Annotated in this window: 19 protein-coding genes; 8 read left to right on the top strand and 11 right to left on the bottom strand. The window is 65.9% G+C overall.

The window, feature by feature from the left end; all coding sequences use genetic code 11:
* Window positions 1-146 precede the first annotated feature (146 nt).
* The 7 genes from pqqF to K2O50_RS01995 all read left to right on the top strand — a co-directional run bounded on the left by pqqF (window position 147) and on the right by K2O50_RS01995 (window position 7,793).
* Complete coding sequence (gene pqqF / locus K2O50_RS02025; RefSeq protein ID WP_050703492.1) at window positions 147-2,462, top strand: pyrroloquinoline quinone biosynthesis protein PqqF; 2,316 nt, start codon at window positions 147-149, stop codon at window positions 2,460-2,462.
* A gap of 171 nt (window positions 2,463-2,633) precedes the next feature.
* The gene (pqqA, locus tag K2O50_RS02020; RefSeq protein ID WP_003243383.1) at window positions 2,634-2,705 is read left to right on the top strand and encodes a pyrroloquinoline quinone precursor peptide PqqA; all 72 of its coding nucleotides are present in this window, start codon (window positions 2,634-2,636) and stop codon (window positions 2,703-2,705) included.
* A 91-nt stretch (window positions 2,706-2,796) separates the two neighbouring features.
* Window positions 2,797-3,708, top strand: a complete 912-nt coding sequence (pqqB, locus tag K2O50_RS02015) for a pyrroloquinoline quinone biosynthesis protein PqqB (RefSeq protein ID WP_050703491.1) — start codon at window positions 2,797-2,799, stop codon at window positions 3,706-3,708.
* A 118-nt stretch (window positions 3,709-3,826) separates the two neighbouring features.
* The gene (gene pqqC, locus K2O50_RS02010) at window positions 3,827-4,582 is read left to right on the top strand and encodes a pyrroloquinoline-quinone synthase PqqC (RefSeq protein ID WP_050703490.1); all 756 of its coding nucleotides are present in this window, start codon (window positions 3,827-3,829) and stop codon (window positions 4,580-4,582) included.
* Window positions 4,579-4,854, top strand: a complete 276-nt coding sequence (gene pqqD, locus K2O50_RS02005) for a pyrroloquinoline quinone biosynthesis peptide chaperone PqqD (protein WP_050703489.1) — start codon at window positions 4,579-4,581, stop codon at window positions 4,852-4,854. The genes pqqC and pqqD overlap by 4 nt, the downstream gene beginning before the upstream one ends.
* The gene (pqqE, locus tag K2O50_RS02000; protein ID WP_050703488.1) at window positions 4,826-5,974 is read left to right on the top strand and encodes a pyrroloquinoline quinone biosynthesis protein PqqE; all 1,149 of its coding nucleotides are present in this window, start codon (window positions 4,826-4,828) and stop codon (window positions 5,972-5,974) included. Before pqqD ends, pqqE begins: the two co-directional genes overlap by 29 nt.
* Window positions 5,940-7,793 (top strand): S9 family peptidase, encoded by a 1,854-nt coding sequence (locus K2O50_RS01995; RefSeq protein WP_050703487.1) that lies wholly within the window; start codon window positions 5,940-5,942, stop codon window positions 7,791-7,793. The genes pqqE and K2O50_RS01995 overlap by 35 nt, the downstream gene beginning before the upstream one ends.
* A gap of 127 nt (window positions 7,794-7,920) precedes the next feature.
* Here K2O50_RS01995 and K2O50_RS01990 read toward each other — a convergent pair whose 3' ends face one another.
* A complete protein-coding gene (locus tag K2O50_RS01990; RefSeq protein WP_009681539.1) occupies window positions 7,921-8,079 on the bottom strand; it encodes a YqaE/Pmp3 family membrane protein in 159 nt (52 codons plus the stop codon).
* Window positions 8,080-8,236: 157 nt separating this feature from the next.
* On the bottom strand, window positions 8,237-9,514 hold the full coding sequence (locus K2O50_RS01985) for an aspartate aminotransferase family protein (RefSeq protein WP_050703486.1): 1,278 nt from the start codon (window positions 9,512-9,514) through the stop codon (window positions 8,237-8,239).
* A 208-nt stretch (window positions 9,515-9,722) separates the two neighbouring features.
* On the opposite strand from K2O50_RS01985, the gene K2O50_RS01980 reads away from it, so the two are divergent.
* Window positions 9,723-10,646 carry a LysR family transcriptional regulator gene (locus K2O50_RS01980; RefSeq protein WP_050703485.1) on the top strand — a complete coding sequence of 308 codons (924 nt, stop codon included), beginning with the start codon at window positions 9,723-9,725 and terminating at the stop codon, window positions 10,644-10,646.
* Window positions 10,647-11,033: 387 nt separating this feature from the next.
* On the opposite strand, the gene K2O50_RS01975 is transcribed toward K2O50_RS01980, so the two are convergent.
* The 9 genes from K2O50_RS01975 to bioB form a co-directional block, all read right to left on the bottom strand.
* Window positions 11,034-12,812, bottom strand: coding sequence for an acyl-CoA dehydrogenase C-terminal domain-containing protein (locus K2O50_RS01975; protein ID WP_050703484.1), 1,779 nt, complete (start codon window positions 12,810-12,812; stop codon window positions 11,034-11,036).
* A gap of 135 nt (window positions 12,813-12,947) precedes the next feature.
* Window positions 12,948-14,231 (bottom strand): diguanylate cyclase, encoded by a 1,284-nt coding sequence (locus tag K2O50_RS01970; RefSeq protein ID WP_050703483.1) that lies wholly within the window; start codon window positions 14,229-14,231, stop codon window positions 12,948-12,950.
* Window positions 14,232-14,589: 358 nt separating this feature from the next.
* Entirely contained in the window at window positions 14,590-16,395 is a 1,806-nt protein-coding gene (locus tag K2O50_RS01965; RefSeq protein WP_050703482.1) for a phenylacyl-CoA dehydrogenase, read from the bottom strand.
* A 250-nt stretch (window positions 16,396-16,645) separates the two neighbouring features.
* Window positions 16,646-16,942 (bottom strand): hypothetical protein, encoded by a 297-nt coding sequence (locus K2O50_RS01960; protein ID WP_050703481.1) that lies wholly within the window; start codon window positions 16,940-16,942, stop codon window positions 16,646-16,648.
* A gap of 109 nt (window positions 16,943-17,051) precedes the next feature.
* Entirely contained in the window at window positions 17,052-17,732 is a 681-nt protein-coding gene (gene bioD / locus K2O50_RS01955; RefSeq protein ID WP_028689066.1) for a dethiobiotin synthase, read from the bottom strand.
* A gap of 1 nt (window position 17,733) precedes the next feature.
* Window positions 17,734-18,558 carry a malonyl-ACP O-methyltransferase BioC gene (gene bioC / locus K2O50_RS01950; RefSeq protein ID WP_220689965.1) on the bottom strand — a complete coding sequence of 275 codons (825 nt, stop codon included), beginning with the start codon at window positions 18,556-18,558 and terminating at the stop codon, window positions 17,734-17,736.
* Window positions 18,551-19,282, bottom strand: a complete 732-nt coding sequence (locus K2O50_RS01945) for an alpha/beta fold hydrolase (protein ID WP_050703480.1) — start codon at window positions 19,280-19,282, stop codon at window positions 18,551-18,553. Before K2O50_RS01945 ends, bioC begins: the two co-directional genes overlap by 8 nt.
* Window positions 19,275-20,447, bottom strand: a complete 1,173-nt coding sequence (bioF, locus tag K2O50_RS01940; RefSeq protein WP_050703479.1) for an 8-amino-7-oxononanoate synthase — start codon at window positions 20,445-20,447, stop codon at window positions 19,275-19,277. The genes K2O50_RS01945 and bioF overlap by 8 nt, the downstream gene beginning before the upstream one ends.
* A gap of 2 nt (window positions 20,448-20,449) precedes the next feature.
* On the bottom strand, window positions 20,450-21,508 hold the full coding sequence (gene bioB / locus K2O50_RS01935) for a biotin synthase BioB (RefSeq protein ID WP_050703478.1): 1,059 nt from the start codon (window positions 21,506-21,508) through the stop codon (window positions 20,450-20,452).
* Between the last annotated feature and the right edge of the window lie 17 nt (window positions 21,509-21,525).

Genomic DNA, 21,525 nt, shown 5'->3' with positions numbered 1-21,525 from the left:
TCGGCTTGGATTTGCCGGAGCTGCTTTGCAGCCCTTTCGCGACACAAGGCCGCTCCTACAGGGGGGCGCGGTCGCCTGTAGGAGCGGCCTTGTGCCGCGAAAAGGCCAGAACAGACAACCTCGGCATTGCGCGCTAGCATGGCGTCATGTCCGACGCCATTCGCCACCTCACCCTCGCCAACGGCCTGCACCTGACCCTGCGCCACGCGCCACGCCTCAAGCGTGCGGCGGCGGCGTTGCGGGTGCATGCCGGCAGCCATGACGCACCCGCGCGCTGGCCGGGCCTGGCGCACTTTCTCGAACACCTGTTCTTCCTCGGAAACAGGCGTTTTCCGCTGGACGACGGCCTGATGCGCTACGTTCAGGGCCTGGGCGGCCAGGTCAACGCCAGCACCCGCGAACGCACCACCGACTTCTTCTTCGAAGTGCCCCCCGCGGCGCTGGCCGGTGGGCTGGAGCGTCTGTGCCAGATGCTCGCCGAGCCGGACTTCGCCATCGAACGCCAGCGCCGCGAGCGCGAGGTGATCCATGCCGAGTTCATCGCCTGGTCGCGCAACCCCGAGGCCCAGCGCCAGTTCGCCTTGCTGCAGGCGGTGTCGGCACGCCATCCGCTGAGCGGCTTCCACGCCGGCAACCGCCACAGCCTGCCGCTGGAAAGCCAGGCGTTCCAGCAAGGGCTGAGGCAGTTCCACCACGACTTCTACCAGGGCGGGCAACTCACCCTGAGCCTGGCCGGCCCGCAGCCGCTGGATGAACTGGCGCACCTGGGCAGGCAGTTCGGCGGGCTGTTCGCCAAGGGCGAAAGCGTCACCCGGCAACGGCCACCCGCCTTGCTCGACGCGCCACTGCACCAACCAGACGCCTGGGGCAACCGCCGCGACCTGCTGTTCGCCCATGACGGACTGCCGGATGGCGCGGAACAGGCGCTCGAGCTGCTGCTGGCCCAGCTCACCGACAGCCGGCCCGGCGGTTGGCTCGACGCCTTGCGCCGACGCGGCTGGCTGCAGGACTGCAAGGCGCAACAGCTCCACGCCCATGCCGGGCAGTTGCTCTGGCATGTCCAGTTGCAGCTGTCGGACCAGGCTTGTCCGGACAAGACCCGGGAGCTGCTGCACGGCTGGCTGGGTTTTCTGCGCCAACAGGACCACAAGCCGCTGAACGACCGCTTCGTCCGCCTGCAGCAACGCCACGAACAGGCCGCCAGCGCAATGGAACTGGCCCAGCGCGACAGTGCCGGCCGGCCTTTCGCAGGGCTGGGGACAAAAGGCCTGGAAGCCTTCGCTGCACTGCTGTTGGACCTGCCTTCCACGGATGCCGGAGACTGGCAATTGCCCCCCGATGAAGCGCTGCTGGCAACCGAACTTCCCATGATCGACACGCCGTTGCCGGCAGGACTTGGTCTCGGTGACTGCCTGCCGCCCTCTCGTCAGTTTGCGAGCCTCGACCTGCGTTGGCACATTCCTTCACCGCTGCGTCAGCGCATGCAGGTCGTTCTGCAACATAGTCTGCAACCCCTGCGCGAGCGTGCCGACCAGGCAGCGTTGCGACTGGGCTTCGAGGCCATTGGCGATTACTGGCAGTTGCGCCTCGCGGGGCACCCGCTGGCCGTGATCAATGCCACGCACGAGGCCCTGACCTTGCTGCGCACGCCAGCCCAGGAGCATTGGTACTCGCCAGCGGCAGCCGAAGCGCCGCTGATACCGATCCGTGCGCTGCTGAAGGCACTGCCGGACGCTTTACTGATGGGTGAAGAGCAACCGCAGCCGGCCTGCACCCTGGACCAGCCGCGGCTCGACGCACTCTGGCAGCACGCCCGCTGGCAGGGTTTGGCACAAGGGTTCGCCCCCGCCCAACAGGGCGCCTTGGGCACGGCACTGCAAGGCCTCATGGGACAACCGATCGCCCCCTCGCCAGCGCGCCCGATCCTCGGACGCCACTGGCGGCAGATACCGACCTCGGGCAGCGAGCCTGCGCTGTTGCTGTTCTGTCCGCTGCCGACTGACCTGCAGGCCGCCGGTCGACTGCTCGCCCACGTGTTGCAAGGCCCGTTCTACCAGCGCCTGCGCGTCGAGCTGCAGCTGGGTTACGCCGTGTTCAGCGCCTTTCGTCAGATCGAAGGCTACGGCGGGCTGCTGTTTGGCGTGCAATCACCACACGCCAGCCACGCGCAGATCCTTGACCACCTGCTGGACCTGCTGCACCAAGGCGTCGCGCTGGCCCCAGCGGCGCGAGCGCAGCTGGCCGACCAGTTCGACGAGACCGCGATGGCCAACACCGATGTCACGCAATGGGCCTGGCAGGCACATATCGCGACACACAATGCCGACCTATCGCGTATGCGAAGGTCTATCCTCAATGTCGAACAAGGCCAGTTGGATGCGTTGCTCCAGCAGTTGCTCGATGCAAGGCACGGTTGGTTGTGCCTGGCCAACGCCACTGCCCCGGACGCCGAATGGCTATGAAAAAGTGGCGGGATTGTTACCGCAAATGCAATGGCGCTTTTCGAAGAATTAACCTTTCGGTACAAATTTTTCTTGTAAGATAGCGCAATCTCGGCCAATGGAACCTCTCTCTGCGGGGAGTACCCAATAGTGAGCCGACCACCCCAAACCCCATCCGGAAGGAGCAAGCCCATGTGGACCAAACCTGCATACACTGACCTGCGTATCGGCTTCGAAGTGACCATGTATTTCGCCAACCGTTAAGCGGCTGCGCGGCTCGACGCCCCGGCCCGCCGGGGCGTTTGCGTTTTTCCGATACGGCTTTCGGGCTAACCTTTGCGGCTAGAGAGTACCCATGTACATCCAGATCCTCGGTTCCGCCGCCGGTGGCGGGTTCCCCCAGTGGAACTGCAACTGCGCCAACTGCAAGGGCTACCGTGACGGTACCCTGCGCGCCACGGCGCGCACCCAGTCGTCCATCGCCCTGTCTGACGACGGCGAGCACTGGATCCTGTGCAACGCCTCGCCGGACATCCGCGCCCAGCTCCAGGCGTTCGCGCCGATGCAGCCGGCCCGCGCCCTGCGCGACACCGGTATCGACGCCATCGTCCTGCTCGACAGCCAGATCGACCACACCACCGGCCTGCTCAGCCTGCGCGAGGGCTGCCCGCACCAGGTGTGGTGCACCGACATGGTTCACCAGGACCTGACTACCGGCTTCCCGCTGTTCAACATGCTCAGCCACTGGAACGGCGGCCTGGTGTGGAACCGCATCGAGCTCGAAGGCAGCTTCGTCATCGACGCCTGCCCGAACCTGCGCTTCACCCCCTTCCCGCTGCGCAGCGCCGCTCCACCCTACTCCCCGCACCGCTTCGACCCGCACCCGGGCGACAACCTCGGGCTGCTGGTGGAGGACACCCGCACTGGCGGCAAGCTGTTCTATGCGCCGGGCCTGGGCCAGGTCGACACCAAGCTGCTGGAGATGATGCACGGCGCCGACTGCCTGCTGGTCGACGGCACCCTGTGGGAGGATGATGAAATGCAGCGCCGCGGCGTCGGCACCCGCACCGGCCGCGAGATGGGCCACCTGGCGCAGAACGGCGCGGGCGGCATGCTCGAGGTGCTGGACGGCTTCGCGCGCCAGCGCAAGGTGCTTATCCACATCAACAACACCAACCCGATTCTCGATGAAGACTCGCCCGAACGCGCAGAAGTGCAGCGCCGGGGCGTGGAAGTCGCCTTCGATGGCATGAGCATCGTGTTGTAAGGGCAGCCCTTGCACAACGTGGGAGCGGGCTTGCCCCGCGATAGCGATGGTGAGGCTGACGCCGCCATCGCGGGTCAAGCCCGCTCCCACGTACAACGAACCATCACAGGAGCCCTCCATGAGCGATGCAATGCCCCTGTCCCCTGCCGAGTTCGAGCAGGCCCTGCGCGCCAAGGGCGCCTACTACCACATCCATCACCCCTACCATGTGGCGATGTATGAAGGCCGCGCCAGCCGCGAGCAGATCCAGGGCTGGGTGGCCAACCGCTTTTACTACCAGGTCAACATCCCGATGAAGGATGCGGCGATCCTGGCCAACTGCCCAGACCGCGAAGTGCGCCGCGAGTGGATCCAGCGCCTGCTCGACCACGATGGCGCCCCCGGCGAGGACGGCGGCATCGAGGCCTGGTTGCGCCTCGGCCAGGCCGTGGGCCTGGACCCTGACCAGCTGCGCAGCCAGGAACTGGTGCTGCCCGGCGTGCGCTTCGCCGTCGATGCCTACGTCAACTTCGCCCGTCGCGCCAGTTGGCAGGAAGCGGCCAGCAGCTCGCTGACCGAACTGTTCGCCCCGCAGATCCACCAGTCGCGCCTGGACAGCTGGCCGCAGCACTATCCGTGGATCGACCCGGCCGGCTACGAATACTTCCGCACCCGCCTGGGCCAGGCCCGGCGCGATGTGGAGCACGGCCTGGCAATCACCCTGCAGCACTACACCACCCGCGAGGGGCAGGAACGCATGCTGGAGATCCTGCAGTTCAAGCTGGATATCCTGTGGAGCATGCTCGACGCCATGAGCATGGCCTATGAACTGAACCGCCCGCCCTATCACAGCGTCACAAGTGAGCGGGTCTGGCACAAGGGGATCGCCCTATGAGTTTCGACCGTCAACAGGTGCCCGCCTGGCGCCCCGGCTACCGTTTCCAGTACGAGCCGGCGCAGAAGGGCCATGTGCTGCTGTACCCCGAGGGGATGATCAAGCTCAACGACAGCGCTGGGCTGATCGGCGGGCTCATCGATGGCCAGCGCGATGTCGCGGCGATCATCGCCGAACTCGAGCGGCAATTCCCCGGTGTGCCCGAAGTCGCCGACGACATCGAGCAATTCATGGAGGTGGCCCGTGCCGAACACTGGATCACCCTCGCCTGAGGTACCAGTAGGCCTGCCGCTGTGGCTGCTGGCCGAACTCACCTACCGCTGCCCGCTGCAGTGCCCGTACTGCTCCAACCCGCTGGACTTCGCCGAGCAGGGCAAGGAGCTGAGCACCGAGCAGTGGTTCAAGGTGATGGCCGAAGCCCGCGAGATGGGCGCGGCGCAGATCGGCTTCTCCGGTGGCGAGCCGCTGGTGCGCCAGGACCTCGCCGAGCTGATCGGCGAAGCCCGGCGCCTGGGCTACTACACCAACCTGATCACCTCCGGCATCGGCCTGACCGAGCAGAAGATCGCCGCGTTCAAGCAGGCCGGGCTGGACCATATCCAGATCAGCTTCCAGGCCAGCGACGAGCAGGTCAACAACCTGCTGGCCGGCTCGAAGAAAGCCTTTGCGCAGAAGTTGGAGATGGCCCGGGCGGTGAAGGCCCATGGCTACCCGATGGTGCTCAACTTCGTCACCCATCGGCACAATATCGACAAGATCGACCGCATCATCGAGCTGTGCCTGGCCCTGGAGGCCGACTTCGTCGAACTCGCCACCTGCCAGTTCTACGGCTGGGCGCACCTCAACCGCCTGGGCCTGCTGCCGACCCGCGCCCAGCTGGAGCGGGCCGAGCGCATCACCAACGAGTACCGCGACAAGCTCAAGGCCGAAGGCAAGCCGTGCAAGCTGATCTTCGTCACCCCGGACTACTACGAAGAGCGCCCCAAGGCCTGCATGAACGGCTGGGGCAGCCTGTTCCTGACCATCACCCCGGATGGCACCGCCTTGCCCTGCCATGGCGCGCGCCAGCTGCCGGTGCAGTTCCCCAATGTGCGTGACCACGACCTGCGGCATATCTGGTACGACTCGTTCGGTTTCAACCGCTTCCGCGGCTATGACTGGATGCCCGAACCGTGCCGCTCGTGCGACGAGAAGGAGAAGGACTTCGGCGGCTGCCGTTGCCAGGCCTTCATGCTCACCGGCGACGCCAGCAAGGCGGACCCGGTGTGCGGCAAGTCGCCGGACCATGGCATCATCCTCAAGGCCCGCGAGGAGGCCGAACACGCAACGCTGGAGATCGAACAGATGACCTTCCGCAATGAGCGCAATTCCCATGTCATCGCCCGTGGCTGAGTTCAGCGCCGCCCAGGCGGTGGCCGCCGGCACCGATTTCGCCGAGCTCAAAGTCGGCGCGCAAGGTGTGTTCTGGAACGAGTTCCGCCCCGCCGATGGCGCCTGCCGGGTCTGGCACTGGCGCAATCAGCAGGCCCGCTGCCTGACCCCGGACGGGTTCAGTGTGCGCAGCCGGGTCTATGAGTACGGTGGCGGCAGCTTCTGCCTGTGCGACAACGGGCTGGTGTTCGTCAACGAAAAGGACCAGCAGGTCTACCTGCAGGCCCTGGATGGCAGCCCACCACGCCCGCTTACCCACGCCGACGACTGCCGCTATGGTGATGTGCAGTGGCAGGCCGGCCAGGTGCTGGCCGTCGAAGAGCAGCATGGCGAACAGGTGTTGCATCGCCTGGTGAGTCTCTCGACGGAGAATCGACAGGTCCTGGCCGAAGGGGCCGACTTCTACGCCTCCCCCACGCTGAGCCACGATGGGGAACGCCTGGCCTGGATCGAGTGGGACCGCCCGGCCCAACCCTGGACCGTCACCCGCCTGATGTGCCGGCAACGCGAACCTTCTGGCGCCTGGGGCCCGGCACGCTGCATCGCCGGGCAGGACGAGTCGCTGCAACAGCCGCGCTTCGATGAGCAAGGCCGCTTGTACTGCCTGTCCGACCGCGACGGTTTCTGGCAGCCCTGGGGCGAACTCGACGGCCACTGGCAACGCCTACCCGCCGCGCCCGCCGACCATGCCGCCGCCCCCTGGCAACTGGGCGCCAGCACCTGGCTGGCCCTTGGCCCCGCCAGCTACCTGGCCACCTGGTTCGAGGACGGTTTCGGGCAACTGGGGCTGCGCCGCGCCGATGGCGAGGTGGAGCGTTACGCCAGTGCGTACACGCGTTTTCGCAGCCTGGCGCTGGATGACGGACAGCTCTATGCCGTAGCCGCTTCACCGATCAGCCCACCGGCCGTGATCGCCATCGACCGGCGCAGCCACGAGGTCCAGGTGCTGGCAGGTGGCGCCGAGGTGCTGCCTGCCGAGGACATCAGCCTCCCACAGCCGATTCGTTACGCCAGTGGCGAAGGCACCGCCCACGGGTTCTTCTACCCCGCCATGCAAGGCACGGGCGGGCCATCGCCGCTGGTGGTGTTCATTCACGGCGGTCCGACTTCGGCCTGCTACCCGGTGCTCGACCCGCGCATCCAGTACTGGAGCCAGCGCGGCTTTGCCGTCGCCGACCTCAACTACAGGGGCAGCAGCGGCTATGGTCGCGCCTACCGCCAGGCACTGCACCTGAACTGGGGAGCGAGTGATGTGGAAGATGCCTGCGCGGCAGTCGCCCACCTCGCCGGCCAGGGCCTGATCGACCCCGACCAGGCCTTCATTCGTGGCGGCAGCGCCGGCGGTTACACCACCCTGTGCGCCCTGGCCTTCCGCGACGTCTTCCGCGGCGGCGCCAGCCTGTACGGTGTCAGCGACCCCGAGGCGCTGGGCCGGGCCACCCACAAGTTCGAAGGCGACTATCTGGACTGGCTGATCGGCGACCCCCGGCGCGATGCCGAGCGTTATCGCCAGCGCACGCCGCTGTTGCACGCCGGGCGGATCAAGGTGCCGGTGATCTTCTTCCAGGGTGAGCTGGACGCGGTGGTGGTGCCGGAGCAGACCCGCAGCATGCTTGAAGCGCTCGAGGCCAATGGTATCGAGGCCGAGGGGCATTTCTACGCGGGCGAGCGGCATGGTTTTCGCCAGGCGGTGAACCTGGCGCATGCGCTCGAGGAAGAGTGGAAGTTCTACTGCCGGTTGCTTGGCAAGGCCCCTTCAAACCATACGCAACCCCTGTAGGAGCGGCCTTGTGCCGCGAAAGGGCCGCGAAGCGGCCCCGGCGATCTCTGCTTTGTCGCAGAGATCCTGGGGCTGCTTTGCAGCCCTTTCGCGGCACAAGGCCGCTCCTACAGGGGCCGCGTGTCCCCTAGCGCTTGGCGATGATGTACACCGCATGCACGATCCCGGGGATATAACCCAGCAAGGTCAGCAGGATATTCAGCCAGAACGCCCCGCCGAACCCCACCTGGAGGAACACGCCCAGCGGCGGCAGGATGATGGCGATGATGATGCGGATGAAGTCCATGTGCTGCGCTCCTTGAGGGTGTATCAACACAGACTAGCCGTGCCTCGCAGAGGTTCCACCGGGCAAAAAAAACGCCCCGGGCCATGTATTTCAGGCCAGGGGCGATGCGCAGGAACGCCAGACGGTTCGTTGAAATTCTGTTCGCCGAGGCAACCGGTCAGGCCGGCACTTCGCGGCGGTTGTGCTGTTGGGCGTGCAGGCGGGCGAACGCTCGGGCCAGGCGCAGGAGCATCTCGTCGATATTGCCCTTGCTCACGGTCAGCGCCGGCGAGAACCGCACCACGTCGGCCTGCGGCGCATTGATCAGCAAGCCCTCCTGCAGCGCGGCCTCGACCAGTTGCTCCGCGCTGTCTTCACGCAGTTGCAGCCCCCACAGCAGCCCTTGGCCACGCACCTCGCCCTGGCCGTAGCGACCCGCCAGGCGGCTCAGGCCATCGCGCAGGTGCCGGCCACTGTCCAGCACCTGCTCGAAGAAGCCCGCCTCCAGCACGGTCTGCAATACGGCCAGTCCGGCGGCGCTCATCAGCGCGTTGCCATGGTGGCTGCCTTCCAGCTCGCCCGGCTCGGCGCAGCAGGCGCGGCCACGGGCCAGCAGCGCCGCCAGCGGCACGCCACCGCCCAGGCCTTTGCCGAGGGTGATGATGTCGGCCCGTACGCCGTAGGATTCTTCTGCCAATAAGGCGCCACAGCGTCCTACACCGGTCTGTACTTCATCGAGGATCAGCAGAATCCCCAGTTCACGGCACAGGCGCTCGACACCCTGGAGGTAATCACGGGTGGCCGGGATCACGCCGGCTTCGCCCTGGATCGGCTCGAGCATGATCGCCACGGTGCGCGAGTCGACCGCCGCGTGCAGCGCCGCCAGGTCGTTGAACGGCACCTTGCTGAAGCCCGGCAAGCCGGGCTCGCAGCGGTTGCACGGCAGCGGATCGGAAGCCGACAAGGCCCCCAGGGTGCGGCCATGGCAACCCTGGCTGGCGGTGATGATGTGATAGGCGCCGTTGCGGTGCAGCTGGCCCCACTTGCGCGCCAGCTTGATCGCGCCCTCACAGGCTTCGGCACCGCTGTTGAGCAGGTAGGCCTGGTCGCTGCCGGTGCGCTGGCACAATAGCTCGACCAGGCTCAGCAGGCCGCGGCTGTGATAGCCCGCACCGGGATTGATCAGCGCCTGGGCCTGGTTGCCCAGCGCCTTGACCAGCACGCTCGGGCTGTGGCCCAGGCTGTTGACCGCGCAACCCTGGGTGAAGTCCAGGTAGGCGTGCCCCTCGCTGTCCCACAACCAGGAACCCTGGCCACGCACGAACACCTGCGGTGCACGCTCGGTGCTGGGCATCAGCCGCTCGCGGGAGAGCTGCGCGCCGGCCGGCTCGATCACCGGAGCAGGCTTGGGCTCGGCGACGGCTGGCGCCGAGCGGCGCAGGTTGAACAGGTTCATCGGGGCTCCGGCCAATCACGGGTGGGCGGTCAAGGTTCCGGTCTGGCGCCGGAATCGGATATTTTGCCTTGCCTATCAAAAGTGTTTTTCATCCGGGGTAACAATCGCCTTTATGACCGCTGTAACCCGTTGGAATACGGCGATAGACTAGGCTTCCGGCCGATTCCCGGCCATTTCGTTTTTCCAGCTTTTTCGATAAGTATTACTTATGGATTTTCGCCAACTGCGTTACTTCGTCGCGGTCTACGAAGAAGGCCATGTGGGCCGTGCCGCCGAGCGTCTGTCACTGTCGCAGCCGGCACTGTCGCAGCAGATCCGCCAGCTGGAGCACAGCCTCGACCTGAGCCTGTTCGAGCGCAGCAACAAGCGCCTGCTGCCCACGCTGGCCGCTCACACGCTGTACAACCACGCCGTGCCCCTGCTCGACGGCCTGCAACGGGCCCACGAGGCCATGGGCAACTTCAAGGGCCAGTCGCTGCGCACCCTGGCCATCGGCGTGCTGCAGACCGTGCGGCCGAGCCTGGTGCCGCAGTTGCTGGAGCGGGTGCGCAAGGCCCAGCCGCATCTGGTGGTGCAGATCTATGAACTGTCGGGGTCGGAGATCGAGCGGCGCCTGCTCAATGGCGGCCTGGACATCGGCATCAGCTACCTGCCGCCGCGCCAGCCCGGGCTGCACGGCCTGCTGCTGTACGAGGACGAACTGCAGCTGGTGATCCCCAGGACCCACCCGCTGAAAGACTTCAAGAAGGTCTCGATCCGCCAGGCGGCGGAGCTGCCGATGCTGATGCTCGGCGAGGAGTTCCAGATCCGCCAGATCTGGAAGGCGCAGCTGGCCAGCCAGGGCCGCAGGCCCCAGGTGCAGGCCGAGATGAACAACATGGCGGGGATCCTCGACAGCCTGGCGCACACGGCGCTGGCGACCATCCTGCCGGGCCGGGCCAAGGATGCCGCGCAGGACGAGCAGGAACTGCTGTGGAAGCCCCTGAGCGAGCCGCGGGTTCCGCTCAAGGTCGGCCTGGTGTTCCGCGATGCCCAGCGCCAGCAGGCGTCGGTGGAGCTGCTGCGGACCTTGCTGGAAGAGGAAGCCGACCCGCGTCAGCTGGGTGTCTCGCCACTGGACGTGCTCGGCTGAAAAACACGCGCACAAAGAAAACCCCGCCTAAGCGGGGTTTTCCAGACTGTTTCCCTTCGACATCCCTATCATCCCGCCATCCTGGCAGGAAATCCTTCGTGTCCCTGTTCTATCTTTTCGCGCTTCCTGCGCTACTTCCGTGTAAGGCGTCCTGCTCTGTCCATTGCGCGTCCTGCGCTACGTCCATGTAAGAAAGAGTAACCGTGGATCCAATCTTAGGAAAGAGGCGAAACGTCACCACGTCGTGTAAGCCAAAGCTTACAAAAGCAGCCCATTCGCAAACACGCCGCCCTGACAAAACAAAAGGCCGCCCCTACAGACGGATTGCATCCCCCTTGTAGGAGCGGCCTTGTGCCGCGATGGGCTGCAAAGCAGCCCCAAATATGGTCAGAACTGCGCGGCGTCCAGCAGGTACAGCGACTCGCTCCCCGCCTTCACCGATGCCACCAGCGAGTGAAGCCGTGGCAGCAGGCGTGCGAAGTAGAAGCGCGCCGTGCCCAGCTTGGCGCCGTAGAAGTCGGCATCCCCTTCACCGGCCTTGGCCGCACGCGCCATCAGTGCCCACATGTAGGCATAGGCGACATAGCCGAACGCGTGCAGGTACTCGACCGAGGCCGCGCCGATTTCGTTGGGGTTGCCCTTGGCCTGGTCCAGCACCCAGGCGGTCAGCTCGTCGAGCTGGTCAAGGGATGCCGCCAGCGGCTTGGTGAATTCACCCAGCTCGCCGCCGGCGGTGGCGATGAACTGGCGGATCTCGTCGGCGAACAGCGTGTAGTAGGCGCCGCCGCTGGCCACCACCTTGCGACCTACCAGGTCCAGGGCCTGGATACCGTTGGTGCCTTCGTAGATCTGGGTGATGCGCACATCACGCACCAGCTGCTCCTGGCCCCACTCGCGGATGTAGCCATGGCCGCCGAAGACCTGCTGGCCATGCACGGTGCACTCCAGGCCCAGGTCGGTGAGGAAGGCCTTGGCCACCGGGGTCAGCAGCGCCACCAGCTCCTCGCTGCGCTTGCGGACCGCGACGTCTTCGCTGTACTTGGCGCTGTCGAGCTGCATCGCCACATAGGTGGAGAACGCGCGACCGCCTTCGGTCAGCGCCTTCATGGTCAGCAGCATGCGGCGCACGTCCGGGTGGACGATGATCGGGTCGGCCACCTTGTCCTTGGCCTGCGGGCCGGTCGGGGCACGGCTCTGCAGACGGTCGCGGGCGTACTCCACGGCGTTCTGGTAGGAGCGCTCGGCCGAAGCCAGGCCCTGGATACCGACCCCCAGGCGCTCGTAGTTCATCATGGTGAACATCGCCGCCAGGCCCTTGTTCGGCTCACCAACGATGTAGCCGACCGCTTCGTCGAAGTTCATCACGCAGGTGGCCGAGCCCTGGATACCCATCTTGTGCTCGATCGAGCCGCAGGTGGCCGGGTTGCGTGCGCCGAGGCTGCCATCTTCATTGACCAGGAACTTGGGCACCAGGAACAGCGAGATGCCTTTCGGACCCGCCGGGGCATCCGGCAGCTTGGCCAGCACCAGGTGGATGATGTTCTCGGTGAGGTCGTGCTCACCGCCGGTGATGAAGATCTTGGTGCCGCTGACCTTGTAGCTGCCATCGGCCTGCGGTTCGGCCTTGGTGCGGATGATGCCCAGGTCGGTACCGGCGTGAGGCTCGGTAAGGCACATGGAACCGGCCCAGACGCCGGCGTACATGTTCGGCAGGTACTTTTCCTTGAGCGCTTCACTGGCGTGGGCGTTGATCGACAGGCAGGCGCCGGCGGTCAGCATCGGGTACAGGCCGAAGGCCAGGCTCGAGGCGTTGACCATCTCCTCGACCTGGGCCGAGACGACCTTGGGCATGCCCATGCCACCGAAGAGCGGATCACCACCAACGCCGACCCAGCCCCCTTCGGCGTAAGTCTGGTAGGCCTCGATGAAGCCCGCCGGGGTACGCACCGAACCGTTGTCCCAGTGGCAACCCTCTTCGTCGGCGGCGCGGCTCAGCGGCGCGATGGTCTTGCCGGTGACCTTGCCGGCCTCCTCCAGCACGGCCATGGCCGTGTCCGCATCGACGGCCTCGGCCAGACCGGGCAGTTGCGACCAGAGCGTGGCCACGTCGAAGACTTCATTGAGGACGAAGCGCATATCGCGCAGGGGCGCTTTATATTCAGCCATGACAACCTCTCGCTATCGGGGTCGGGGCGGCCCGTCGGGGCCGCGGCACTGGGATGACCGCAGTGTAACCGAACAACTTTTACGAGACATAGGGTCATCATGCGACCGAATAGTCTTACATGGTCACACGATAATTCACGCCATGCGCACGGCCCCGCGCCGCGATTGCTGGCCGAAGGTCATGACACAGTTGCGCCCCGCGCCCTTGGCGCTGTACAGCGCCTGGTCGGCGGACTTGAGCACTTCGTCGGGATTGCGGTGCTCGACCTGGCGCTCGGCGACGCCGATGCTGATGGTCACCGACACCGTGGTATTGGCCCCTGCGCCACGACGCTGGCGCCCGGTGGAATCATCCTGCGGACGGCTGTTCTGGTCACGCAGCTGGATGGCGTAGTTGGCGATCATCTCGCGCACCGACTCCAGGTGCGGCAGGCACTCTTCGGCAGTCTTGCCGGCGAACACCAGGGCGAACTCCTCGCCGCCGTAGCGATAGGCGCGCCCGCCACCGGTCACCTTGGACAGGCGGCTGGCGACCAGGCGCAATACCTGGTCACCGACGTCGTGGCCGTGGGTGTCGTTGAATTTCTTGAAGTGGTCGACGTCGGTCATGGCGATCACATAGTTGCGCCCCAGGCGCTGCATGCGCTCGTTCAGGGCGCGCCGCCCGGGCAGGCCGGTCAGCTCGTCGCGGAAGGCCATCTGGTAGGCCTCGTGGGACACCGCGGCGGCGATCATCAACATCACCTGGCTGCACATGATGTTCAGGGTGAACGGCAGGATGAAGGTCTTGGGCAACATCCAGAAGATGCCGATCAGGCCGATGATCTGCGCGGCATGCAAGGGTCTGGGCTCACGCAGGTACTGCACCACCAGCAGGATGAACACCGCCAGGAACAGGGCGTAGGCCAGCTGGATCAGGCTCATCCACTGGCCATGCAGCGCGGGCCAGCGGATCTCGGCCAGCCAGCCCAGCAGTGCCTCGGGGAAACTCTGCTCCAGCGCCACCGCCACGCTGCTCACCGCGAACAGTACGGCGAAGCGTGCCAGCAGGTCCTGGGCCAGGTGGGTGCGTTCCTGCCACGCCCCGTACAGGCCGAACAGCGCCGGCAGCAGCAGGCACACCAGGTGGAAGATCACCGCCGCATCCTCGCGGACCCGGCCGTTGTCGCGGTAGAAATCGGTCTGGGTATCGAGCAGGAAATAGGCGATGTACACCGTGACCATCAGGAACAGCTCGCGCTGGCGGCGGTACACGGCGCAGTAGGCGCCACCCAGCAGCAGCACCAAGGTGGGTAGAACGTTGAACAGCGATGTGAAGAAGACGCTGAGGTCCCTCACATAGGCTGCCGCAAGCCCTGCCAGCAATAGAATCAGCGAAGGCAGGAAGTGGCTCGCGCGTACAGCGGATAGACGAAACAAGGGTAATCTCCGACCCGGCAGATCAATAATGGCATTGTGCCCCTACTTCATCGGCAGTGCACATGAATAGATGAATACAGATGCCCGCTTTAACGGCAGATCAGGGGCCAAGCTTGAGACTTTCTCGTTACTGGATGCGACATTCCTGATTTCGCCCGATCCCTGTAGGAGCGGCCTTGTGTCGCGAAAGGGCTGCAGAGCAGCCCCGGCGATCTTTGCATCAATGCTGAAATCCTGGGGCTGCTGCGCAGCCCTTTCGCGGCACAAGGCCGCTCCTACAGAGGGCACGCGTTAAAGTCCGGGCGAAAAAAAACCGCCTGCCGGTAAGGGCAGGCGGTTTTTCGTACAACCAACCGGCTTAGATGGACAGACCGAAGTCTTCTTCCTTCATCGCCATCAGGTTGTTGGCACCGGACAGGATCGCCGCCACGTGCGAGCGGGTACGCGGCAGGATGCGCTGGAAGTAGAAGCGCGCAGTCTGCAGCTTGGCGGTGTAGAACGCCTCTTCGCTGGTACCGGCTGCCAGTTTCTCGGCGGCCAGGCGGGCGATGTCGGCCCAGAAGTAGGCCAGGCACGCGTAGCCGGAGTACATCAGGTAGTCCACCGAAGCAGCACCCACTTCCTCGCGGTCCTTCATCGCGGCCATGCCGATCTTCATGGTCAGCTCGCCCCACTCCTTGTTGATCGCCGCCAACGGCTCGACGAACTCCTTGGTGGCGGCGTTGCCTTCCTGCCCCTGGCAGAACTTGTGGACGATCTTGGTGAAGCCCTTGAGCGCCTCGCCCTGGGTCATCAGCACTTTACGGCCGAGCAGGTCGAGGGCCTGGATGCCGGTGGTGCCTTCGTACAGCATGGAGATACGGCTGTCGCGCACGTTCTGCTCCATGCCCCACTCGGCGATGAAGCCATGGCCGCCGTAGATCTGGACGCCGTGGTTGGCGGCCTCGAAGCCGACTTCGGTCATGAACGCCTTGGCGATCGGGGTCAGGAAGGCCAGCAGGGCGTCGGCCTTCTTGCGCTCTTCCTCGTCCTGGCTGTACTTGACGATGTCCACCTGCTTGGCGGTGAAGTACACCATCGCGCGGTTGCCTTCGGCGAAGGCCTTCATGGTCAGCAGCATGCGACGCACGTCCGGGTGGACGATGATCGGGTCAGCGGCCTTGTCCGGTGCTTTCGGACCGGTCAGCGAGCGCATCTGCAGGCGGTCACGGGCGTACTTCAGGCCACCCTGGAACGCCACCTCGGCGTGGGCCAGGCCTTGCAGCGCGGTACCCAGGCGAGCGGTGTTCATGAAGGTGAACATGCAGTTCAGGCCTTTGTTGGCCGGGCCGATCAGGTAGCCGGTGGCGCCGTCGAAGTTCATCACACAGGTGGCGTTGCCGTGGATGCCCATCTTGTGCTCGAGGGAGCCACAGCTCACGCCGTTGCGCTCGCCCGCGCCGCCTTCGGCGTTGGGCAGGAACTTCGGCACGATGAACAGCGAGATACCCTTGGTGCCGGCCGGAGCGTCGGGCAGGCGGGCCAGGACGATGTGGACGATGTTGTCGGCCATGTCGTGCTCACCGGCCGAGATGAAGATCTTGGTGCCGGAAACCTTGTAGCTGCCGTCGGCCTGAGGTTCGGCCTTGGTGCGCAGCATGCCCAGGTCGGTGCCGCAGTGTGGCTCGGTCAGGCACATGGTGCCGGTCCACTCACCGGACACCAGCTTGGTCAGGTAGGTGTGCTGCTGCTCGGGGGTGCCATGGGCGGAGATGGTGTTCATCGCGCCATGGGACAGGCCCGGGTACATGCCCCACGACCAGTTCGACTCACCGACCATTTCGCTCAGGGCCAGGCCCAGCGACTCGGGCAGGCCCTGGCCGCCGTGCTCGACATCGTGGGCCAGGCTCGGCCAGCCGCCTTCGACGAACTGCTGGTAGGCTTCCTTGAAGCCGGTCGGGGTCTTCACACCCGACTCGCTCCAGGTGCAGCCTTCCAGGTCGCCGACGCGGTTCAGCGGGGCCAGCACCTCTTCACAGAACTTCGCGCCTTCTTCCAGGATCGCGTCGACCATGTCGGGCGTGGCGTCCTGGCAGCCCGGCAGGCTCTGATAGTGCGCCTCATAGCCGAGCAGCTCGTCGCGGACGAAGCGGATATCACGCAAGGGGGCTTTGTAATCAGGCATTGCGATGAACCTCTGTGATGAGTTCGGTGGGGAGACCGCGGATACCGACCAGCTCTTGGCGGCTTTCGGTCAAACAGTTGTTTGAAACTTACGTTTAGGTGGCCTCGCTGTCAAGGTGGGCTAACAATGGCATTTACGCCGCCGAATATGACATTTACGCCAAGCACCCTCAAACGCATCGCGGGGCAAGCCCGCTCCCACGAATGGAAGCGGGCTTGCCCCGCGAAGTAAGCGAATGTGTTTCAGCGGGTCAGACGTAGGTGTCGATGAACCGACCGAGCATTTCATCGGAAGCCTTGGCGACTTTGGCACCGAGTTCGACTTCGTGCTTGCCCAGGGCCAGTTGCACGGTACTGGTGGCCAGGTCCAGTTGCTGGCTGCGGTCGACACCACGCAGGCGCTCGGCCTGGTATTCGGTGGACTGCCCGCTGGTGCCACGCTCGACAGCGCCGCTGGCGATCTGCTGGGCGGCCTGGTCGACACGGTTCTGGCCGTTCTGGATGGCACCCAGGCCCGCGTAGAAGGCGGAGCTCGCATTGATTTCCATGTCAGGACTCCATGACGCTGGATGAGGAACAGGCCTTATTAAAGCAGCACATCGGGAAAAAGGCCCGTTTAAATCCCTAATAGCCTAGTGCCAGCTAATAGGCAAAGGCCTAATCCAGCAGGTCCAGCTGCAAATGCGCAGCCACCGCGTCCGCGCCAGCCTGCTTCAACCACGGCACCCGTCCCAGGCATGGCGCGGGCAGGCGCTCGGCCAGGCTGGACAGGTTTTCTTCCAGGCGCGATGTACGCGGATCGACGATGTTCGCCACCCATCCCGCCAGTTGCAGGCCGTCCCGGGCGATCGCCTCGGCGCTCAGCAAGGCGTGGTTGATGCACCCCAGGCGCACCCCCACCACCAGGATCACCGGTAGCTTCAAGGCGATGGCCAAGTCCGACAGGTTGGCATGGTCGGACAGCGGCACGCGCCAGCCACCGGCGCCTTCGATCAAGGTGAAGTCGGCGTGCTGCGCCAGCACCTGCTGCATGGCATCGCGCAGCGCCGGCACGCTCAGCGCCACCCCGGCCTCGCGGGCCGCCACATGCGGGGCGATGGCCGGCTCGAAGGCGAAGGGATTGACCGCTTCATAGGGCAGCTTGACCGAGCTTTCGTCGATCAGCGCCAAGGCGTCGCTGTTGCGCAGCCCCTTGGCCGTCACCACGCACCCGGACGCCACCGGCTTGGCCGCCAGGGTGCTCAACCCCAGCTGCCGCGCTGCATGCAGCAAACCTGCGGCGATGGTGGTCTTGCCGACATCGGTGTCGGTGCCGGCAATGAAATAGGCCTGGCTCATGTCACTGCTCCCCGTCCAACGGCTTGCGCAGGACGCCGTAGACCACCTGGTAGGTGGCCGGCAGGCCTTGCGCCTGGCGGTACTGTTCGTAGGCCTGCAACAGCCCCTGCATCCGCGCCCGACCGGTGAGCCCCGACGGACGCCCCGGGTTGAGGTTGTGCGCACCCAGCGCCTTGAGTTCATGGGTCAGGCTGCGCACGTCGGGATAATGCAGCACGTGGGGGCGCCGCTCCAGGTCGATCAGCTCCAGCCCGCTGTCACCGCACAGGCGCTGGTAATCCTCGAAACGCCGGAAGCGATTGACGTGCACCATGCCATCCACGGCCTGCCAGCTGGCGCGCAACTCATCCAGGGTACCCACGCACAGGCTGCTGAAGGCCAGCACACCGCCTGGGCGCAGCACCCGCCGCGCCTCGCCCAGCACGCTGGCGAACTGACCGCACCACTGCACCGCCAGGCTGCTGAACAACAGGTCGACACAACCATCGCGCAACGGCAGGCGCTCGGCGTCACCCGCCACATGGTGCCGGGCGCCGCCCTGCTCACGGGCATGGCGCAACATGCCTTCGGCGATATCCACCGCCACGCCACTCGATTGCGCGAAACGCTCGGTCAGCACCCGGCTGAAATGGCCGGTGCCGCTGCCCATGTCCAGCCAGCGCGCAGGCGCAAGGTCGCTGGGCAGCTTTTCCAGCAGCGCCATGCCTACCGCGCGCTGCAAGGCCGCGACGCTGTCATAGCTGGACGCGGCGCGGGAAAACGAAGCCGCCACCTGGCGCTTGTCCGGCAAGGTGCCGGGCAGGGTGGGCTGGGAAAGGTCAGTCATCGCCACTCTCATGCAGGAAACTCTTGATGCCCGCCGCCAGCTCCTGGGGATACTCCAGCAGGAAGGCGTGGGAACTGTCTTCGACCAGGCCGACTTCCACGTCGGGCAGCAGGTCGCTCAGGGCCTTGGCTGCTTCCACCGGCACCAGCGCGTCACTGCCGGCGAACAGGTGCAGCTGCGGGCCGCCGTATTGCTCCAGGGCGGTGCGGGTATCGAGGCTGGCCAGCACTTCCAGTCCGGTGGCCAGGTACAGCGGATCGGTGTCGGGCACGCCCACCCCCAGCTGCCGCAGCAAGGTGCGGGGTTGCTGCGCGCCCTCGCTGCACAGGGTGCGGAAGCGCTTGAGGGTGACATGGGTGTGGCTGCGGCAGCCGTCGAGGAAGGTGCCGAAGGTGTCGGCGGGCATGCCGTGCGGCCAGTCCGGCCGGGCCACGAAGCTGGGGTTGCTGGCCAGGGTGAGCAAGCCGCAGCAGTGGTCGCCGCGCTGGTGCGCCAGGGCGCTGGCAAGCATGCCGCCGAGCGACCAGCCGCCCAGCCACACGTCGGTCGGCAGCTTGCGGTCGAGATGGTCGACCCAGGCCTGGACATCGCTGTGGGCCAGTTCCGGCAGCGGCATCAACTCGACCTGCAGGCGTGGATCCTGGGCGCGCAGGCTGGCGGCCAGCGGCTCCAGTGAAGCGGTGCCCAGGCCCCAGCCGGGCAGGAGGATCAGTCGGTTACGCATCGGCGGACTCCAGCTGTGGATAACACTCGGCCAATGCATTCAACAATAGCTGCACCTGCGCCTCACTGTGGGCAGCGCTCAGGGTCACCCGCAGGCGGGCGCTGCCGGCGGGCACGGTGGGCGGGCGAATCGCCGTGACCAGCAGCCCGCGCTCGCGCAGCAAACGGGACAATGCCAGCGCCCGCCCCGCATCGCCGATCAGGATCGGCTGGATCGCGGTGTAGCTGTCCATCAGGGTCAGGCCTATCTGCTCGGCGCCCGTGCGGAACTGCCGGATCAGCGCGGCCAGGTGTTCGCGCCGCCAGTGTTCGCGACGCAGCAAGTCCAGGGCCTTGAGCGTGGCGCAGGCCAGTGCCGGTGGCTGGCTGGTGGTGTAGATGTAGGGCCGTGCGAACTGCACCAGCGCCTCGATCAGCTCCTCGCTGCCGGCGACGAAGGCGCCGGAGGTACCGCAGGCCTTGCCCAGCGTGCCGATCAGCACCGGCACGTCCTCGACACCCAGGCCGCAATGCTCGACCAGGCCACCGCCATTGGCGCCCAAGGTTCCCAGGCCATGAGCGTCATCGACCATCAGCCAGGCACCGCGTGCGCGGGCCTCCTTGGCCAGGGCCGGCAGGTCGGCGCAGTCGCCATCCATGCTGAACACGCCGTCGGTGACAACCAGGGTGTTGCCGCTGGCCTTGTCCAGGCGGCTGGCCAGGCTGGCCGGGTCGTTGTGCAGGTAGCGGCTGAAGCGGGCGCCACTGAGCAGTCCACCGTCGAGCAGGGAGGCGTGGTTGAGGCGGTCCTGCAGCACCGTGTCGCCCTGCCCGACCAGCGCGGTGATCGCGCCGAGGTTGGCCATGTAGCCGGTGGAGAACAGCAGCGCGCGCGGCCGGCCCGTCAGCTCGGCCAGCGCCTCCTCCACCTGATGGTGCGGGGTGCTGTGGCCGATCACCAGGTGCGAGGCACCGCCGCCGACACCCCAGCGTTCGGCGCCGTCGCGCCAGGCCTTGATCACCTCGGGGTGATTGGCCAGGCCCAGGTAGTCGTTACTGCAGAAGGCCAGCAGCGGCTGGCCATCGACCACCACCTGCGGCCCCTGCGGGCTTTCAAGCAGCGGTCGCTGGCGATACAGGTCGGCGGCACGCCGTTCGGCCAGCCGCGCGGCGAGATCGAAGGCCATGCTCAGGCCGAGGCTGCGTCGTAGAACAACTCGCTGCTGCGCTGCTCGACCAGCGCCTGCTCGATGGCGGCCTGGTGCACTTCGTCAGCGTGCTCCTCACGGGCTTCCGGCTGGATACCGAGGCGGGCAAACAGCTGCATGTCCTTGTCGGCCTGCGGGTTGCCGGTGGTCAGCAGTTTCTCGCCGTAGAAGATCGAGTTGGCGCCGGCCATGAACGCCAGGGCCTGCATCTGCTCGTTCATCTGCTCGCGACCGGCCGACAGGCGCACATGGGACTTGGGCATGAGGATCCGGGCCACGGCCAGCATGCGGATGAAATCGAACGGATCGACGTCCTCTTCATCGGCCAGCGGCGTGCCGGCGACCTTGACCAGCATGTTGATCGGCACCGATTCCGGGTGCTCGGGCAGGTTGGCCAGCTGGATCAAGAGGCCGGCGCGGTCGTCCAGAGACTCGCCCATACCGAGGATGCCGCCGGAGCAGATCTTCATGCCGGCATCGCGCACATAGGCCAGGGTCTGCAGGCGCTCGCTGTAGGTGCGGGTGGTGATGATGCTGCCGTAGAACTCCGGCGAGGTGTCGAGGTTGTGGTTGTAGTAGTCCAGGCCGGCCTGGGCCAGGGCCTGGGTCTGCTCCTGGTCGAGCTTGCCGAGGGTCATGCAGGTTTCCAGGCCCATGGCCTTGACCCCTTTGACCATCTCCAGCACGTAGGGCATGTCCTTGGCCGACGGGTGCTTCCACGCCGCGCCCATGCAGAAGCGGGTCGAACCGATGGCCTTGGCCCGGGCGGCCTCTTCCAGCACTTTCTGCACTTCCATCAGCTTCTGTTTTTCCAGCCCGGTGTTGTAGTGGCCGGACTGCGGACAATATTTGCAATCTTCCGGGCAGGCGCCGGTCTTGATCGACAGCAGCGTGGAAACCTGCACGCGATTGGGGTCGAAGTGCGCGCGGTGCATGGTCTGGGCCTGGAACAGCAGGTCGTTGAACGGCTGCTGGAACAGGGCCTTGACCTCGGCCAGGGACCAGTCGTGACGTGTGGTTGCAATTGCGCTGGCGCTCATCGGCGTTTCCTTATCTA

Origin of the sequence: Pseudomonas sp. 2hn (genome assembly GCF_019646095.1) — a bacterium.
GTDB lineage: Bacteria > Pseudomonadota > Gammaproteobacteria > Pseudomonadales > Pseudomonadaceae > Aquipseudomonas > Aquipseudomonas peradeniyensis.
The sequence above is the reverse complement of the archived record's forward strand: the minus strand, read 5'-3'. Positions and strand labels throughout refer to the sequence as shown.

Bases quoted from the DNA above. Each gene is read 5' to 3' on its own strand.
- pqqF (WP_050703492.1), top strand. From the start codon at position 147: ATGTCCGACGCCATTCGCCACCTCACCCTCGCCAACGGCCTGCACCTG.
- pqqB (WP_050703491.1), top strand. From the start codon at position 2,797: ATGTACATCCAGATCCTCGGTTCCGCCGCCGGTGGCGGGTTCCCCCAG.
- pqqC (WP_050703490.1), top strand. From the start codon at position 3,827: ATGAGCGATGCAATGCCCCTGTCCCCTGCCGAGTTCGAGCAGGCCCTG.
- pqqD (WP_050703489.1), top strand. From the start codon at position 4,579: ATGAGTTTCGACCGTCAACAGGTGCCCGCCTGGCGCCCCGGCTACCGT.
- K2O50_RS01995 (WP_050703487.1), top strand. From the start codon at position 5,940: ATGAGCGCAATTCCCATGTCATCGCCCGTGGCTGAGTTCAGCGCCGCC.
- K2O50_RS01990 (WP_009681539.1), bottom strand. From the start codon at position 8,079: ATGGACTTCATCCGCATCATCATCGCCATCATCCTGCCGCCGCTGGGC.
- K2O50_RS01985 (WP_050703486.1), bottom strand. From the start codon at position 9,514: ATGAACCTGTTCAACCTGCGCCGCTCGGCGCCAGCCGTCGCCGAGCCC.
- K2O50_RS01980 (WP_050703485.1), top strand. From the start codon at position 9,723: ATGGATTTTCGCCAACTGCGTTACTTCGTCGCGGTCTACGAAGAAGGC.
- K2O50_RS01975 (WP_050703484.1), bottom strand. From the start codon at position 12,812: ATGGCTGAATATAAAGCGCCCCTGCGCGATATGCGCTTCGTCCTCAAT.
- K2O50_RS01965 (WP_050703482.1), bottom strand. From the start codon at position 16,395: ATGCCTGATTACAAAGCCCCCTTGCGTGATATCCGCTTCGTCCGCGAC.
- K2O50_RS01960 (WP_050703481.1), bottom strand. From the start codon at position 16,942: ATGGAAATCAATGCGAGCTCCGCCTTCTACGCGGGCCTGGGTGCCATC.
- bioD (WP_028689066.1), bottom strand. From the start codon at position 17,732: ATGAGCCAGGCCTATTTCATTGCCGGCACCGACACCGATGTCGGCAAG.
- bioC (WP_220689965.1), bottom strand. From the start codon at position 18,558: ATGACTGACCTTTCCCAGCCCACCCTGCCCGGCACCTTGCCGGACAAG.
- K2O50_RS01945 (WP_050703480.1), bottom strand. From the start codon at position 19,282: ATGCGTAACCGACTGATCCTCCTGCCCGGCTGGGGCCTGGGCACCGCT.
- bioF (WP_050703479.1), bottom strand. From the start codon at position 20,447: ATGGCCTTCGATCTCGCCGCGCGGCTGGCCGAACGGCGTGCCGCCGAC.
- bioB (WP_050703478.1), bottom strand. From the start codon at position 21,508: ATGAGCGCCAGCGCAATTGCAACCACACGTCACGACTGGTCCCTGGCC.